Source organism: Microtetraspora malaysiensis (assembly GCF_001528665.1).
Taxonomy (GTDB): Bacteria; Actinomycetota; Actinomycetes; order Streptosporangiales; family Streptosporangiaceae; genus Microtetraspora_A; species Microtetraspora_A malaysiensis.
In genome coordinates this window covers 145,266-161,574 of sequence record NZ_BBYJ01000020.1, presented here as the reverse complement: position 1 = coordinate 161,574, position 16,309 = coordinate 145,266, and the positions used below count along the sequence as shown (strand labels likewise).

The 16,309-nt window shown below is 70.2% G+C and carries 16 protein-coding genes; 12 read left to right on the top strand and 4 right to left on the bottom strand.

Annotated elements, in window-relative coordinates; genetic code table 11:
- Window positions 1-651 (top strand): HNH endonuclease signature motif containing protein (locus AWQ71_RS26245; RefSeq protein ID WP_157570578.1); only part of this gene is annotated, 651 nt, incomplete at its 5' end.
- A 689-nt stretch (window positions 652-1,340) separates the two neighbouring features.
- Here AWQ71_RS26245 and trpS read toward each other — a convergent pair.
- Together trpS and AWQ71_RS26235 are read right to left on the bottom strand one after the other, a co-directional pair.
- Complete coding sequence (gene trpS / locus AWQ71_RS26240; protein WP_245658463.1) at window positions 1,341-2,495, bottom strand: tryptophan--tRNA ligase; 1,155 nt, start codon at window positions 2,493-2,495, stop codon at window positions 1,341-1,343.
- Between the two features lie 246 nt (window positions 2,496-2,741).
- Window positions 2,742-3,176 (bottom strand): hypothetical protein, encoded by a 435-nt coding sequence (locus AWQ71_RS26235; protein ID WP_157570577.1) that lies wholly within the window; start codon window positions 3,174-3,176, stop codon window positions 2,742-2,744.
- 259 nt (window positions 3,177-3,435) lie between these two features.
- Between AWQ71_RS26235 and AWQ71_RS26230 the strand changes: the two genes are divergently transcribed.
- The 9 genes from AWQ71_RS26230 (at window position 3,436) to AWQ71_RS26190 (ending at window position 12,253) form a co-directional block, all read left to right on the top strand.
- Window positions 3,436-4,839 carry an LCP family protein gene (locus AWQ71_RS26230; protein ID WP_067137699.1) on the top strand — a complete coding sequence of 468 codons (1,404 nt, stop codon included), beginning with the start codon at window positions 3,436-3,438 and terminating at the stop codon, window positions 4,837-4,839.
- Window positions 4,840-4,927: 88 nt separating this feature from the next.
- The gene (locus tag AWQ71_RS26225) at window positions 4,928-6,292 is read left to right on the top strand and encodes an LCP family protein (protein WP_157570576.1); all 1,365 of its coding nucleotides are present in this window, start codon (window positions 4,928-4,930) and stop codon (window positions 6,290-6,292) included.
- Window positions 6,293-6,390: 98 nt separating this feature from the next.
- Window positions 6,391-7,398, top strand: coding sequence for a sulfate ABC transporter substrate-binding protein (locus tag AWQ71_RS26220; RefSeq protein ID WP_067137695.1), 1,008 nt, complete (start codon window positions 6,391-6,393; stop codon window positions 7,396-7,398).
- Window positions 7,399-7,471: 73 nt separating this feature from the next.
- Complete coding sequence (gene cysT, locus AWQ71_RS26215) at window positions 7,472-8,317, top strand: sulfate ABC transporter permease subunit CysT (RefSeq protein WP_067137693.1); 846 nt, start codon at window positions 7,472-7,474, stop codon at window positions 8,315-8,317.
- Window positions 8,310-9,266, top strand: a complete 957-nt coding sequence (locus tag AWQ71_RS26210) for a sulfate ABC transporter permease subunit (protein WP_084259307.1) — start codon at window positions 8,310-8,312, stop codon at window positions 9,264-9,266. The genes cysT and AWQ71_RS26210 overlap by 8 nt, the downstream gene beginning before the upstream one ends.
- A gap of 1 nt (window position 9,267) precedes the next feature.
- The gene (locus AWQ71_RS26205; RefSeq protein WP_067137691.1) at window positions 9,268-10,233 is read left to right on the top strand and encodes a sulfate/molybdate ABC transporter ATP-binding protein; all 966 of its coding nucleotides are present in this window, start codon (window positions 9,268-9,270) and stop codon (window positions 10,231-10,233) included.
- A 13-nt stretch (window positions 10,234-10,246) separates the two neighbouring features.
- A complete protein-coding gene (locus AWQ71_RS26200) occupies window positions 10,247-10,639 on the top strand; it encodes an RrF2 family transcriptional regulator (protein WP_067137689.1) in 393 nt (130 codons plus the stop codon).
- A 193-nt stretch (window positions 10,640-10,832) separates the two neighbouring features.
- Complete coding sequence (locus AWQ71_RS26195) at window positions 10,833-11,768, top strand: ATP-binding protein (protein ID WP_067137688.1); 936 nt, start codon at window positions 10,833-10,835, stop codon at window positions 11,766-11,768.
- A gap of 98 nt (window positions 11,769-11,866) precedes the next feature.
- Window positions 11,867-12,253, top strand: coding sequence for an SCO5389 family protein (locus tag AWQ71_RS26190; RefSeq protein ID WP_067137686.1), 387 nt, complete (start codon window positions 11,867-11,869; stop codon window positions 12,251-12,253).
- A gap of 20 nt (window positions 12,254-12,273) precedes the next feature.
- Here AWQ71_RS26190 and rnhB read toward each other — a convergent pair whose 3' ends face one another.
- Window positions 12,274-12,942: a ribonuclease HII gene (gene rnhB, locus AWQ71_RS26185; protein ID WP_067137683.1), complete on the bottom strand. Its 669-nt coding sequence runs from the start codon at window positions 12,940-12,942 to the stop codon at window positions 12,274-12,276.
- Complete coding sequence (locus AWQ71_RS26180) at window positions 12,939-13,895, bottom strand: LysR family transcriptional regulator (protein ID WP_067137681.1); 957 nt, start codon at window positions 13,893-13,895, stop codon at window positions 12,939-12,941. The genes rnhB and AWQ71_RS26180 overlap by 4 nt, the downstream gene beginning before the upstream one ends.
- A 149-nt stretch (window positions 13,896-14,044) precedes the next feature.
- Here AWQ71_RS26180 and AWQ71_RS26175 point away from each other — a divergent pair, with 149 nt between their 5' ends.
- Together AWQ71_RS26175 and AWQ71_RS26170 are read left to right on the top strand one after the other, a co-directional pair.
- Window positions 14,045-15,337 carry a pyridoxal phosphate-dependent aminotransferase gene (locus AWQ71_RS26175; protein ID WP_084259306.1) on the top strand — a complete coding sequence of 431 codons (1,293 nt, stop codon included), beginning with the start codon at window positions 14,045-14,047 and terminating at the stop codon, window positions 15,335-15,337.
- Between the two features lie 159 nt (window positions 15,338-15,496).
- Complete coding sequence (locus tag AWQ71_RS26170) at window positions 15,497-16,141, top strand: GNAT family N-acetyltransferase (RefSeq protein WP_067137729.1); 645 nt, start codon at window positions 15,497-15,499, stop codon at window positions 16,139-16,141.
- Window positions 16,142-16,309: the final 168 nt, after the last annotated feature.

Genomic DNA, 16,309 nt, shown 5'->3' with positions numbered 1-16,309 from the left:
ATCTCCGACACCGCCGATGGGATGGGCCGCGTCAGCGGGCTGCTCGACCCCGAGTTGAAGATGCAGCTGAAGACCTGGCTGGAACCGCTGGCGGCCAAGACCGACAGCACCGACCTGCGTAGCCGCCCCCGCCGTATGGCCGACGCCCTCGCCATCCGCCTGTCGCAGGGCGGCAGGCGCACCGTGATGCACGTATCGGTCACCGAGCAGACCCTGACCGGCCAATCAGAAGAACCAGCCTTTCTGGAGGACGGCACCCCGATCCCCGCCGCCGATGCGCGCCGGATGGCCTACACCGCCGAACTGAGGCGGGTGCTCCGCGACGCGGACGGCATCATGAAGGACTTCGGGCGGGCACGCCGGCTGGCCTCAGCCGACCAGCGGGAAGCAATCCTGGCCACGTACCGGACCTGCTGCCGCGAAGGCTGCGACGTCCCCGCCTACCTGGCCGAGATCGACCACATCGAACCCTGGTACCCGACCGGCCGCACCGACCTGAACAACCTCGCGCCGTTGTGCGCCGCGGACAACAAGTGGAAGTCCCGTCACCCCGATCGGGTAGAGGTGATCGATGAAGGGGATGGGACCGTGTCGATGCGGTTCCACCGGTATTCCAAGCTCCGCCCCCGACGCTGGACCGACAGACAGTGACCAACAATCCCGCGAACAGCCATCCGCGATCCGCGGTCAGTGATCCGCGGTCAGTGATCCGCGACCCGCGAGCCACGACCCGCCAGCCGTGATCGGCGAGGTTGATCGCGGCGATCGATCACCGGTGGCGGGCCGAGCCCGCCCACCGACCGGCGCGGCAGCATGCCGAACTGTGCGGGACCCGCGTTCCGGAATTCCCATCTACCGGGGCTCCACGCGCCAGGCTGCACGCGTCGGAAGTCAGCTTGCCGGGCATCTGTGTGCCAGAACTCGCGCATGACCGAACTCCACGCGCGGGGCGCCCATGCGGAACTTCTACATGCCCGAACTCCGCGCTTCAGAGTTCCCCGTGCTGAAGTCCCGCCCGAGACCGTGGGCGGACAGGCAGTGATCGACTTCCCGCGTCGGGGCTCCATATACGGGGGATACAGGGTTGCCGCGGCAACCGGAGTGTCAGCGACGGCGACGGCCGCACGGGGGACGGCGCGGGGGCGTGTGCGGCCGCACAGGCGAGCGGGCGGACCGGCGGGGCGGCGGGGCGGCGGGGCGGCGACCGAAGGGCCTCCAGGCAGCGCAAAGGCCCTGGGCGAATGCCCAGGGCCCGTCGCTCGGATCACCTTCCGGGGCTTCGGTCCTCGCCGGGTCTCACCGTCGCGCGAGGGCTTTCCATCGCCGGGGAAGGCCGCCCTTCAATAGAGGGTCTTCATCGCGGCCCGCACCTCGTCGAGGGTGGTCTGCGCGACCTCGTTGGCGATCTCGTTGCCGTCGCGGAGGATGCGGCGTACGTAGCCGAGGTCCTGGGCGTAGCGGGCGCGGCGGTCGCGGATCGGGGCGAGGTGCTCGTTGACGGCCTCGGTCACGGTCGCCTTCAGCGCGGCGGCGCCCTTGTCGCCGATGTCCGCCGCCACGTCGTGCGGATCGCGGCCGAGACACAGCGCCGCCAGCAGGACGAGGCTGGACACCTCGGGCCGGGCGGCCGGGTCGTACGTGATGTGCCGGTCCGGGTCGGTCTTCGCGCCGCGGATGAGCCGGGCGGTCTCGTCGGCGGTGGCGGCAAGACTGACGGCGTTGCCCCGGCTCTTGCTCATCTTGGCGCCGTCGGTGCCCAGCAGCAGCGGCGCGGCCGACAGCAGGGCGTCGGGTTCCGGGAAGACCGGGGCCGCGCCGCTGCCGTACCGGTCGTTGAACCGGCGGGCGATGGTGCGGGTGAGCTCCAGGTGGGGAAGCTGGTCCTGGCCGACCGGGACCAGGTTGGCCTTGCAGAACAGGATGTCCGCGGCCTGGTGGGCGGGGTAGGTGAACATCAGGCCGCTGACCGCGGACTGGCGGGAGTGGGCGATCTCGTCCTTGACGGTGGGGTTGCGGCCCAGCTCGGCGACCGAGACCAGGCTGAGGAACGGCAGCAGTAACTGGTTGAGCGCGGGGATGGCGCTGTGCGCGAAGATCGTGGTCCGCTCGGGATCGATGCCCGCCGCGAGGTAGTCCAGGAGCAGGTCCTCGACATGCTCGTCCAGTCGGTCGGCGATGTCCCGGTCGGTCAGGACCTGGTAGTCGGCGATGATCAGGAAGGTCTCCACCCCCAGCCGCTGGAGCCGGACGCGGTTGTGGAGAGTGCCGAAGTAGTGGCCCAGGTGCAGCCGTCCGGTGGGCCGGTCCCCGGTGAGGACCCGGAACCGTCCGGGGTTCTGCCGGATGAGTTCCTCCAGCTCGGCGCTGCGCTGCCGGGCGGCGACCACCCCGGCGGTCGTCCCGCCAGTCGTCGCGGCGGTCATCACGGACGTACGTGGATCGCCTGTGGATATCCCCTCGTCGTCTGTGGACAGGGGGGTGAAGGCGGTGGTCATGAGCTTCCTCCTGGTCGGTGGCTGGTACGCCATCCGGAGGAGGCCCCGTCTCAAGGGAGAGCAGCAAAAGGGCCGTCCATCCGAACGGCCCCGGGTCGCGCGTGAGTGTGTGGCCGCTCCTACGAGGAGCGCCACCAGCTCAGGCACGACGAACGATGCATGGAAGAAGCATACTTTCGCTTTCGCAGCGGGAACACCATGCCGGTTGCACAATGAGGGTCCGGCACGGGGCCGCCGTACCGGATCTCAGGTGTTCTGGGCCGGGAGGGCCGACCAGTCGATGGCCAGGCGCTGCGGGTTCGCGGGATCGGTCCAGATCTGGACGACCCGGCCAGGAAGGACGGCACCCATCAGGAGGCGCGGCAGGATCTGGCGGTGGCTCACCGGATACGGCGCCGCGCCCGCGGGCTGGACCTGGAGATCGAAGGCGACGACCACCTGGTCGTTCACCGTCGTCCCGGTGTCCCGCATCGCGGTGATCAGGGCGCGGGAGGGGACGCCGGAGCCGATCAGCTCCTGGTTGCCCGTCCCCATGAAGTCCTTCATCCGCCCCAGCACGCCGGTGGAGGCCCCCTGCCCTCCGGCCAGCCCGGTGGTGAACACGATCACCCCGATGATCAGCAGGAACAGCCCGATGATGAAGACCGGCACGCCCCAGGACATGGTGGACAGGGAGCTCATGCCGTACACGCCACCGATGAGGAGGACGAGACCGACGGCAGCGCCGGCTAGAGGCACATTTCGCGCCATATCGCACAACCTTTCGCCTGTTTCGTACGTCATAGAGATAGGCACGCTCTCTTGACCATCGCTTGCAGCCTGGTTGCCCCCATGGCGATACGCGATGTTCAGGGTGCGTCGCTACACTTGCCGCGATTTGCCGCATTCGGGCTCTCCGACGCGGGCGACGGCCCCCGTCCGAATCTCAGGAGTTAAGAACGTGGGTCTTGTCGACGTGCGTCCTGCGCTTCCCGTGGAGGAGCCGCCCACTCCGCCGGCCCCGCCCAAGTGGCGGGCCTGGCTCTGGGTGCTGCTCGCGGGCGTCCTCGGCGCGGTGACCGGTGGGGCGACCGTCCTCGGCGGGGCGTACGTCAAGCTCACCGGGAACGTCAAGCACGAGGTCGTGGCCAAGCAGGACCTCGGCAAGCGCCCGGTGAAGATCGGCAAGGCGATGAACGTGCTGATGGTCGGGTCGGACCAGCGAGACGGCGCGAACGGCAAGTACGGCAAGTTCGAGGGCGAGCGGACCGACACGATCATCCTCGCCCACATCTCGCCGAAGCGGGACGGCGCGATGCTGATCAGCTTTCCCCGGGACTCCCTCGTCCAGCTCCCCGCCTGCCCGGCGAAGAACGGCCTTCCCGGCCAGCGGGCGCATGTCGGCATGATCAACGAGTCGTTCAACTCCGGCGGCATCGCGTGCACCTGGCGCACCATCGAGGCGCTGACCGACATCCGGATCGACCACTTCGTCAAGGTGGACTTCACCGGCTTCAAGGGGATGGTCAACGCGCTGGGCGGCGTGCCGGTCTGCGTCCCCGAGCCGATCAACGACAAGAAGGCCCGGCTGACCCTGCCCGCCGGCCACCAGGTGCTCAAGGGCGAGCAGGCGCTCGGCTACGTGCGGGCCCGCTACAGCCTCGGCGACGGCTCCGACATCGGCCGAATCCAGCGGCAGCAGATGTTCCTCGCCTCGATGGCCAAGAAGGCGATGAGCGGCGACACGCTGACCGACCCGAAGATGCTCTTCGGATTCCTCGACGCGGTCACCAAGTCGATCACCACCGACCCCGACCTGACGGTGGGCGTGATGAAGGACCTGGCGGTGAGCGCGGAGGGCCTGACCGCCGGACAGATCCGGTTCGTGACCACGCCGTGGCGCTACTCCGTGTCGAATCCGGGCCGGGTCGAGTGGGTCCAGCCGCAGGCGAACCGCCTGTTCAAGATGGTCGCCGCCGACCAGATCAGCAAGGGCGTCAAGAGCGGCGAGCAGAAGATCCCCAAGTCGCAGATCCACATCATCGTGGAGAACGGCAGCGGCCGGCAGGGACTCGGCGGGACGGTCGCCGCCGAGCTGGAGCAGCGCGGCTACCACATCAGAAAGGTCACATCCACGGCCAAGCCGTACGCCAAGACCGTCCTCATGTACTCCCCGAACGGCGAGAGCCGGGCGCCCCGGCTCTACCGCGAGCTGCTCACCGCGCGGACCCACCGCGCGCAGAACGCGCAGACGCAGACGCTGGTGCTCGTCCTCGGCGCGGACTGGCAGGGCCTGAAGCCGCCCAAGACCCTGGACGACGTCGAAGGCTTCGACGCCACCCAGGACAGTTGCACCGCGAGCTGACCGGGATTCCACCGGGTCCGTTACTAGCCTGTTATGTCGTTCGCTCGGCGGGCAGTAGCGACGGATACCCGGACGTGGAGTGCTGCGGATGCGGATCGACTGGCGGAACCTCGGACTGGCACTGGGGCTGACCCTCGCGTCGGCCATGGTGTGGGGGATCGCCCACCTGGTGGCGGGCCGCACCCGGACCGGCCTCCTGCTCGCGGGCGCGTACACGCTGCTCCTCGGGGTCGTGTTCACCGCCGTCGCGGCGTTCCGCCTCGCGTTGCTGGATCTTGTCGTACGGCCGAACTGGCTGACCGGCCTGATCGCGACGGCGCTGGCGATCGGGTTCTGCTGGTCGGCTGTCATCATCTCGTCGTACCGGGTGGTGCGGCCGGCGGGCCTCGGCAGGGTGGAGCGCGGCATCGGGACCGGGGCGGTCGCGCTGCTGTGCCTACTGGTCGCCGTGCCGATGGCCTTCGCGGGGCGGCTGGCCTACGTGTCGCGGGACGTGCTGCTCACGGTCTTCGACGGAGGGACGCATCGGCCGGACCCCTGGGGCGGGAAGCGGCGGGTGAACATCCTCCTCGCCGGCGCGGACGCGGCCGGCGGCCGGCCGGGCGCGCGGACCGACAGCGTGACCGTCGCGAGCGTGGACACCCGTACCGGTGACACGGTGCTCTTCGGGCTGCCGCGCAACCTGGAGCATGTGCCGATGCCGCCCGGCCCGGCGCGGGACGCCTTTCCCGAAGGGTTCACCGGCGACGGCGACGAGGCCACGCCCGGCCTGCTGAACGAGGTGTACCAGTGGGCCGAGGACCACCCGCGGATCGCCCCCGGCCCGCCCAAGGATCGCGGGATGCGGCTGCTCAGGGACACGGTCTCCGGCATCCTCGGGCTGCGCATCGACTACTACGCCATGCTGGACATGAAGGGCTTCGCCCAGATCATCAACGCCATCGGCGGGGTCACGGTCACCATCAGGCAGGACATCCCGTACGGGCTGGAGGGCGGCGTCCTGCAGGCGGGCCGGCGGCGCCTGGACGGCCGGCAGGCCCTCTGGTACGGCCGCTCGCGTACGGACAGCGACGACTACGTGCGGATGGGCCGGCAGAAGTGCCTGCTCAACGCGGTCGCCAAGCAGGCCGACCCGGTGGCGGTGCTGCGCGGCTTCGAGCAGATCGCGGACGCGACCAAGCGCTACGTCACGACGGACGTGCCGCAGGACATGCTGCCCGCGGTACTCGCACTCTCGGAGAAGATCAAGACCGCGCACATCCGGAGCCTGCAGTTCGTGCCGCCGCTGGTGAACACGGCCCACCCGGACTGGGACCGCATCCGGCGCGAGGTGGCCACGGCCCTGCGCCCCCAGCGTCCGGGACACTCACGGCACCCGGCGCGTTCCCCCCAGCCGTCGCCGCGCCCGTCGGCGTCGCCGGGCGCCGCGCAGTCACTCGACCGCATCTGCTGACCCTTTCCGGAAAACCTACCGGACTTGACGGGAATATCGCCCTGGGTTTCAATATCTGCTAAGCCGACTTATTTAGTAGGAAAAGCAGGGAGAAGCCCATGAGCGTTCGCAGGCTACGGGGGATCACGGCCGCCGCCATCGCGACCACCGCCCTGATCACGGCCTGCGGGGGAGGCAGCGGTTCGGGGGGAGACGGAAAGGTCAAGCTGGCGCTCGTCGCCTACTCCACCCCGCAGGCGGCTTTCACGGAGATCATCGCCGCCTTCCAGAAGACTCCCGAAGGGAAGAACATCACCTTCACCCAGTCGTACGGCGCCTCCGGCGACCAGAGCCGCGCCGTGGCGTCCGGGCTCAAGGCGGACATCGTCGAGTTCTCCCTGGAGACCGACATCACCCGCCTGGTCAAGGCCGGACTCGTGGCCGAGGATTGGAACAGCGGCCCCACCAAGGGCATCCTGACCAAGTCGATCGTGGTGATCGGCACCCGCAAGGGCAACCCGAAGAACCTCAAGACCTGGGACGACCTGGTCAAGCCCGGCGTCGAGGTCATCACCCCGAACCCCTTCACCTCCGGCGCCGCCCGGTGGAACCTGCTCGCCGGGTACGGCGCGAAGTCCGGCAAGGGCGCGAACCAGGAGGCCGGGCTCGCCTACCTGGACCAGCTGCTGCACAACGTTCCGGTCCAGGACGACAGCGGACGCAAGGCGCTGCAGACCTTCACCGGCGGCAAGGGCGACGCGCTGCTGACCTACGAGAACGAGGCGATCTTCGCCCAGCAGAACAAGCAGGAGCTGGAGTACGTCGTCCCCGACGCCACGCTCCTGATCGAGAACCCGGTCGCGATCACCAAGGACTCGGCCCACCCCAAGGAGGCCGCGGCCTTCCTCAAGTACCTCTACTCGGCCGAGGCCCAGACGATCTTCGCCGAGAACGGCTACCGTCCGGTGGTCGACGGCGTGAACGGCTTCACCTGGCCCAACCCGCCGCAGCTCTTCACGATCCGGGACATCGGCGGCTGGGACACGATCACCAGCGAGTTCTTCGACCCGAAGACCGGCAAGGTCGCCGAGATCGAGCGCAAGCTCGGCGTCGCGACCGAGAAGTGACCGCCATGACCGGCCGCAGTGATCCCCGTCAGGGGTCCCCCACTCGTACGCACCTGAGGTGGGCGGGACCGGCATGACCGTGGACACCTCCTCCCGCACCGCTCCCCCGCCGCGCGCGGGGGCGCGGCGCCGCCCGCGCGCCTCCGCGGGCACCGCACTCGGCCTCGGCTCCGCCGTGCTGTACCTGAGCCTGATCGTGCTGATCCCGCTCGCCCTCGTGGTGGTGCGGTCCACCGACGAGGGGCTCGGCTACTTCTGGAAGGCGGTCACCACGCCCGACGCGTGGGCCGCGCTCACCCTCACGATCGGCGCCTCGGCGGTCGTCGCGCTCGTCAACCTCGTCCTGGGCACGCTCATCGCCTGGGTGCTGGTCCGCGACCGCTTCCCCGGCAAGGCGATCGTGGACACGCTGATCGACCTGCCCTTCGCCCTGCCGACGATCGTCGCCGGCCTGGTCCTGCTCGCGCTGTACGGCCCGGAGAGCCCGCTCGGGGTGAACCTCGCCTACAGCAGGGCCGGCGTGGGGCTCGCGCTGCTCTTCGTCACGCTGCCGTTCGTGGTCCGCACGGTGCAGCCGGTGCTGATCGAACTGGACAAGGACATGGAGCAGGCCGCGGCCTCACTCGGGGCGAGCCCGTTCCAGACCTTCCGGCGGATCATCCTGCCGAACCTGGTGCCCGCGATGCTGTCCGGCACCGCGCTGGCGTTCACGCGGGCGATCTCGGAGTTCGGCTCGACCGTGCTGATCTCGGGCAACCTGCCGTTCAAGACCCAGGTCGCGGCGGTCAACATCTTCAGCCAGATCGAGGGGGACAACACCACCGGCGCGGCGGCGATCTCGACCGTCCTGCTGGTCGTGGCCCTGGTCGCCCTGCTGGCACTCGACCTCCTGCAGCGATGGGGGAGCCGCCGTGGCTGAGTCCGGCACGGTCCACGAAAACACGACCGACGCAAACACGACCGACCCGAACACGACCGACGAGAACACGGCCGACCCGAACACGGCCGGCGAAAGCACTGCCGGCGAAAGCGCCGGCGCCACCGCCCGGAACCGCACCGTCCGGCCCGGCGGCGGGCCCCGCGGAGTCTCCAGGTACGTCCTGCGCGTGATCGCCATCGGCTACCTCTTCTTCCTGCTGGTGCTCCCGGTCGCACTGATCGTCTGGCGGACGTTCGGCGACGGCCTGGTCCCGTTCGTCGAGGCGCTGACCTCGCCCTCGGCGTTGCACGCGTTCCAGGTCACCCTCGTCGTCGCGCTGTGGGCGGTCGCCCTGAACACCGTCTTCGGTGTCGGCGCCGCCCTCCTCCTGGTCCGGCACGACTTCCCGGGGAAGCGTCTCCTCGGCGCGTTCATCGACCTGCCGGTGGCGGTGTCCCCGGTCGTCGTCGGGCTCGCGCTGATCCTGCTGTACGGCCGGTTCTCCCCGGTGGGCGGGCTGCTGGAGAGCTGGGGCCTGCAGATCATCTTCTCCACGCCCGGCATGGTGCTCGCCACGGTCTTCGTGGCGCTGCCGCTCGTGGTGCGGTCCGTCGTCCCGGTTCTGGAGGAACTCGGCGACGAGCAGGAGCAGGCCGCGCACACGCTCGGGGCGAGCCGCTTCCAGACGTTCCTCCGCATCACGCTCCCCGGCATCCGCTCGGCCCTGGCGTATGGCGTGGTGCTGTGCCTGGCCCGGTCCCTCGGCGAGTACGGCGCGGTCGCGGTCGTCTCCGGACGTCTGGTCGACCAGACCCAGACCCTCACCCTCTTCGTCGAGGAGCGCTTCCAGAACTTCGACCAGCCGGCGGCGTTCGCGGCGTCCACGGCGCTCGCGCTGCTCGCCGTCGTCACCCTGCTGCTCACCCGGCTTCTGCGCCCAAAGGACTGACATGGCCATCGAAGTACGCGACGTGAACAAGTCCTTCGGGACCACTCCCGTGCTGCGCGACGTCTCCGTGGACGTCGCCTCCGGATCGCTCACCGCCCTGCTCGGCCCGAGCGGCGGCGGGAAGTCGACGCTGCTGCGCGTGATCGCCGGGCTGGAGCACCCCGACACGGGGACCGTACGGATCTCCGGTGTGGACGCGACGCGGCTCTCGCCGCAGCGGCGCAACGTGGGGTTCGTCTTCCAGCACTACGCCGCCTTCAAGCACATGACGGTGTTCCGCAACGTGGCCTTCGGGCTGGAGATCCGCAAGCGGCCCAAGGACGAGATCCGCAGGCGGGTCATGGAGCTGCTGGAACTGGTCCACCTGGAGCGGATGGCCGACCGCTATCCGTCCCAGCTCTCCGGCGGCCAGCGGCAGCGGATGGCCCTCGCCCGCGCCCTCGCCGTCGAGCCCGAGGTGCTGCTCCTCGACGAGCCGTTCGGCGCGCTCGACGCGCAGGTGCGCAAGGAGCTGCGGACCTGGCTGCGCCGCCTGCACGACGAGGTTCACGTCACGACCGTGTTCGTCACCCACGACCAGGAGGAGGCGATCGAGGTCGCCGACACCGTCGTGGTGCTCGCCGACGGCGCGGTGGAGCAGGTCGGCAGCCCGTCGGACGTGTACGACAACCCGGCGAACCCGTTCGTCATGCGCTTCCTCGGCCCGGTCACCGAGATCGGCGGGAGCCTCGTCCGCCCGCACGACATCGAGATCAGCGCGGAGGCGCGGCCGGGCAGCGGCGCGGCGACGGTCACCCGGGTGGTCCGGCTCGGCTTCGAGGTGCGGGTGGAGCTCCTGGTCGACGGCCGGGAGGCGTGGGCGCAGGTGACCCGCGGCACCGCCGAACGGCTCGCGCTGGCCCCGGGCGACATCGTCAACATACGGCCCACCCCGGGCGCGCGGTCGCTGACCCTGACCGGGGCGTGACCCCCTACGGCACATGCGGCTTTCCGCCCGTACCCAGTACGCCCTGCGCGCCGCCGTGGAACTCGCGGCGGCGCCGCCCGGTCCCGTGCCCGCGGAACGGATCGCGACCGCGCAGGACATCCCCCGCAGGTTCCTCGACAACATCCTGCTGCAGCTCCGCCGGGCCGGGCTGATCAAGAGCCAGCGCGGCCCGGACGGCGGCTACTGGCTGGCCCGGCCCGCCGACCAGATCTCCCTGGCCGACATCATCGTGGTGGTCGAGGGCGTGTCGCAGGAGAGCGAGCGCTTCCCGGGGGTCGCCGGGCCGCTCGCGGGCGTCTGGACCGCCCTGCGCGAGTACGAGCACACCACGCTCACCGAGATCACCCTGGCGCACATCGCGAGCGGGTCGCTCCCGCCCTTGTAGTGCTCGCGACGGGCCGCGGGCCGATCTCGCCCCGGCGCCGCGTCCCACCTTGAACACTTTTCGCCCCGCCTACGGCCTGCCGCCGGCTCTCCACCGCCTTTCCTGCGCGGTTCTTCTTCGCGAACGCCCTTGCCTGTGGCATCATCACAATCGACAACGAAAACGGTTTTCATAATCACGTTAGGAGGACAGTATGCGAGTGGCGTTCGTCGGCAAGGGCGGCAGCGGTAAGACGACGTTGTCGTCGCTTTTCGCGAGATATGCCGCGCATATCGGCACAGTCGTCGCCATCGACGCCGACATCAACCAGCACCTCGGCCTGGTACTCGGCGCGGCCACGACACCGCGCCCGCTCGGCGGGATGATCGGCGAGATCAAGGAGTACCTCCGGGGCGACAACCCCCGGATCCGCGACGCCGCCTCGATGGTGAAGACCACCCCGCCCGGCCGGGGCTCCCGGCTGATCCGGCTGGACGACCCGTTCTTCCCGTCGGTGCGGGTCGAGGGCGTCGCGCTGATGGTCACCGGCCCGTTCGAGGAGGAGGACCTCGGCGTCGCCTGCTACCACTCCAAGGTGGGGGCCGTCGAGCTCTACCTCAACCACGTCGTGGACGACCAGGGTGAGTACGTCGTCGCCGACATGACCGCCGGGGCCGACTCCTTCGCCTCGGGGCTGTTCACCCGGTTCGATGTCACGTTCCTGGTCGCCGAGCCGACCAGGCAGGGCGTGAGCGTCTACCGGCAGTACCGCGATCACGCCGCCGACTTCGGCGTCGCCCTCGCCGTCGTCGGCAACAAGGTCCAGGATCAGCGCGACATCGACTTCCTGCGCGAGCACGTGGGAGACGACCTGCTCACCTGGTTCGGGCACTCACCGGCCGTACGCGCGCTGGAGCAGGGGCGCCCGTTCACGCTCGACGACCTGTCGGGCGACGACCACGACGCGCTCGCCATGCTCCTGAAGCGGGTCGACGCGCAGCCCAAGGACTGGCGGAGGTTCGGCGCGCAGGCGGCGGAGTTCCACCTGCGCAACGCCCGGGCGTGGGCCGACCGCGCCACCGGCGAGGACCTCTCCACCCAGATCGATCCGGAGTTCGTGTACGGCCCCGCCGCGACCAACCCCGCCTAGAACGTGTCGCCTCCGCGACACCTGGAGGCGCGCCCGGCCCGGCCTGGCATCACATCCGAGGCCGGCCAATCCCATTCACCCCTTTGAAGGGAGAAATCATGTCATTGACTGTTTCCACCGAACTGCTCGACCGGGCCCGCGCCGGCGAGATCGACGACGCGGCGTTCATCGCCTGCGTGCGCGACTCGCTGCCGTACGCCTGGTCCGTCATCAGCGGGCTGGCCGAACAGCGCGGCCGCTCCGGCGCCGAGTTCGCCGGCAACGAGGTGCCCCCGCCGGACGAGGCCGCCCGCGGCCAGTTGCTGCGCTGCCTGGCCAGCGACGCGATGCGCGGCGCGCTCGAACGCCACTTCGGCGTACGACTCGCCTTCCAGAACTGCCACCGCGTCGCGGTGTTCCACCCCGCGGCCACCGAGGCGTACGACGAGTTCGTGACGCCCCGGGCGCAGATCCTCAACCAGAAGCCCGAACTCGTCGACTGCTGACGGCGACGATCGGGTGACGGTCAGCCGAAGAGGGAGAGCTGACCCTCTCCGGCGAGGGCGTTGCGGTGCCGCTTGAGATGCCGCCACTTCGGCAGGTCGTCCATGTACGACCACGACAGGCGGTGGTGGGGCGTGGGCCCAAGCTCCGCCAGCACCTCCTGGTGCGCCGGTGAGGGATACCCGGCGTTGTCGGCGAAGCCATACTCCTCGTAGCCGAGCGAGGCCATGAACGCGTCCCGCCGAACCTTGGCGATCACGGACGCGGCCGCGACGGAGACGCAGGAGAGGTCGGCCTTCGTCTGGCACCGCACCGCCCAGGGCGAGCCGAGGTAGTCGTGCTTGCCGTCCAGAATCACCGCGCCGGGCCGCTCGGGCAGTTCCGCGAGCGCCCGGCGCGCGGCACGGCACAGCGCCTCGGTCATGCCCAGTGTGTCGATCTCCTCGACCGACGCCTCGCCGTACCCGATGCCGACGGCCCAGTCCTCGATCTCGGCGGCGAGGGCGGTACGGCGGGCAGGGGCCAGCAGCTTGGAATCGGTGAGACCGTCCGGCGCCGGCGACATGTCGGTCACCACGGCGCAGACCGCGACCGGGCCGGCCCAGGAGCCGCGGCCCACCTCGTCGACGCCGGCGACCGTACGCGCTCCGGAGGAGCACAGAAGCCGCTCCAGATCATATGTGGGGCTCACTCCGACAAACTACTGTCCCGGTCGCGGGACACGCTCAGATAGCCGAGATCGGCGGCGAGATAGCGGGCGGCCACGTGGAGGGCGCGCAGGGTGGCCGCGACCGACGGCCGCTGGACGCTCGACTCCCGCGCCACCGCGTACAGCCGGCGCTCGATCGGCGTTCCGGGGAACTCCCGTACGGCGACGCCCCGCACGCCCGCCGCGAGCGCGAGGGCGGGTACGGCGGCGATGCCGATGCCCTTGGCCACGAGGCTGAGGATCGTGCCGAGCCCCTCGAACTCCCAGGCGATCGGGGGCAGCCCGCCCACCTCGGCGAGCAGCCGGTCGACGGCGGTGCGGGACGGCTCGCCGTCGGGCGTGGCCATCCACGACTCCGCACGCAACGCGGCCAGATCGACGGGCGTCGAGGTGTCGGCCATCGGGTGGCGGCGCGGCACGACGAGCACCAGAGGGTCGGTGAGCAGGGGGAACGCCTTCAACGTCGCGTGGCCGTGCACGCGTCCCCACCAGTCGTCCACCAGGGCGATGTCCACCTCTCCCGACTCGACCTCGCGCAGCCCCCGCCCGGAACGGCTCTGCCGCAGCCGCAGCGCCAGCTTCCGGTGCCGCCGCAGCGAGCGGGCGAGCGCGGGCGCGAAGGCCACCGCGGCGGTCGGGAAGGCGGTGACCACGACCCTCCCCGAAGGGGTGGCCGCCTGCGCGGACAGCTCGGACTCCGCCGTCTCGACCATGGCGAGGATGCGCTCGGCGTGCGCGACCAGCCGCCGGCCGGCGTCGGTGAGTTCGGCGCTGCGGGACGTGCGGTCGATCAGGACGGCCCCCGCCTCCCGCTCCAGCGCGGCGAGTTGCTGCGAGACCGCCGACGCGCTGTAGCCCAGGGACGACGCGGTGGCCGCGATGCTCCCCCTCCTGGCGAACTCACAAATCAAGATCAATCGCCGTAAATCGAGCATCGGTTTTCCTTACTCCTAGCACCGAAAAGCCTCGCTTGTGCTGATGCCTATACCCAACCACCCTGGGAACGTTCCGAACACACCGGGCGTATCCGGCGATTCTCTGAAACGGGTTGAGGGCCGCCGGAATCCCATGAAAGGCAACCCCAATGAATGTGACCCTGTCGGCCACCCTGGCGGCGAACGAGGACATCGAGCGAAGACGCCGCGCCGGGCAGCGGGTGCTCCACCTCGCCTTCGGCGAAGCCGGTCTGCCGGTCCACCCCGAGCTCCGCCGCCGGCTTTCCGAGGCCGGCGGCAGCAACAGCTACGGACAGGTGGCCGGATCCCCCGAGCTGCGCGAGGCCGTCGCCGGCTACTGGTCGCGCCGCGGCCTGCCGACCGACCCCGGCCTCGTCGCCTGCGGCCCCGGCAGCAAGGCGCTTCTCTTCGGGCTCATGCTCGCGCTGGGCGGCGACATCGTGCTCCCCATGCCGAGCTGGGTCAGCTACGCCGCCCAGGCCGAGATCATCGGCGTCCGCCCGATCATGGTCCCGGCGCCCCCCGGCGAGGGTGGGGTGCCCGACCCCGATCTGGTCGCCTCCGCCGTCCTGCACGCGCGGGCGCAGGGCCGTACGGTGACGGCGATGCTGGTCACGTTGCCCGACAACCCGACCGGCCGGCTGGCCCGCCCCGAGACGGTACGGCGTCTCGCCGAGCTGGCCCGAAGTCTCGACCTGACCATCATCTCGGACGAGATCTACCGTGACCTGGTCCACGACCCGGTCGCGGCGTACACCAGCCCGGCCGAGATCGCGCCCGAGCGCACGATCATCACCAGCGGGCTGAGCAAGAGCCTGGCGCTCGGGGGCTGGCGCATCGGCGTGGCCCGGCTGGTCGACCACGACCTGCGCGACCGGCTGCTCGCGGTGGCCAGCGAGATCTGGTCCAGCGCGGCGGCCCCGGTCCAGCACGCCGCGGCGTACGCCTTCACCGAGCCGGACGAGCTGGTCCGGCGCGTGGCGGAGAGCAGGAGGCTGCACGGGATCGTGGCCCAGGCGGTCACCGACCGGTTCGTCAAGGCCGGGGCGTCGGTCGCGCGGCCGCAGGGCGGCTTCTACCTCTATCCGGAAATTCCGGGTTTCGCATCGTCAGCGGAGCTGACCGCGACCCTGATCGAGGAGTACGGCATCGGCGTCCTCCCCGGCACGGCCTTCGGCGATCTGCCCGCCGCGCCGCGCGTCCGGGTCGCCACCAGCCTCCTGTACGGCGAGACCGCCGAGCGGCGGCTGGCCGCGCTGCGGGCGGACGATCCGCTCGCGCTGCCATGGATCGCGGAGGCGCTCGACCACCTCGAAGGGGCCCTCACCGCCCTCGCCGAAACCCGGCGCGTTCGTGGAGGTGAGGCCGCATTTGGAGCCCCACCACACATCACCGTGGGGGCCACCACACCCGCCTGGTGATCGTTTCCAAATTTTTACCCTCCGCGGCCGCCGATCATGCCCGCGTTCACCGCTCTGACCTGCGGTTATACGGCTAGCCTGGGTGCTTCACCGGAGGCTTCGAAAGATGTCGCCTCCCATTTGGCACCGAGAGCGTGCTCGAGCCCTCATCATGTGCTCATGCCCGCTTTTGTCACCCTGTCCGGGCGCTCCGTGCGCCTGGAACCGCTCAGCTTCGCGGTCGTCGACGACCTCGTCGCCGCGGCGAGTGAGGACCGTTCTACCTACGGCTTCACGCGCGTTCCCGCAGGCCGGGAAGAGATGGTCTCCTACGTGGGGGCCGCCCTGGCTGAGCAGGCGGAGGGCCGTACGCTGCCCTTCGCCATCCGGTGGCTGCACACCGACCGCGTGGTCGGTGCCACCCGTCTGATGCACCTGGAGTACTGGCAGGGCCCCATGCCCTGGCCGCCGGGCGCCCAAGGCGTGGTGGGTGAGGTCCCGTCCGTGGCGGACATCGGTTACACCTGGCTGGCGGCGTCAGCCCAGGGCACCGGTGTCAACAGGGAGTGCAAGTTCCTGATGCTCTCCCACGCCTTCGAGACCTGGCAGGTTCACCGGATCACCCTGAAGGCAGACGTACGCAACACCCGATCCCGGGCCGCCATCGAGGCCCTCGGCGCACGCCTGGACGGCGTGCGACGAGCGGACAGCCGAGGCGCCGACGACACGGTCCGAGATACCGCGTACTACTCGATCCTCAGCCCTGAATGGCCGGCGGTTCGAGAACGGCTCCAGGCGAGGCTCGGCCTCGTCGTAGCCGCCTGACCTTCCATCCACGGACCACCACACGGAACGACGTGGCCCGTCCTCTCCACGAGGACGGGCCACGCTCGTTTTCCCACCCGAGGCCGCGTAGTGGGTGTCCACGAGCTTTGGCCGAGTCGGTCACTTCGCCGGAAAGGAGCAGGCGAAGCGGCGCATTTCTGTTCTTCC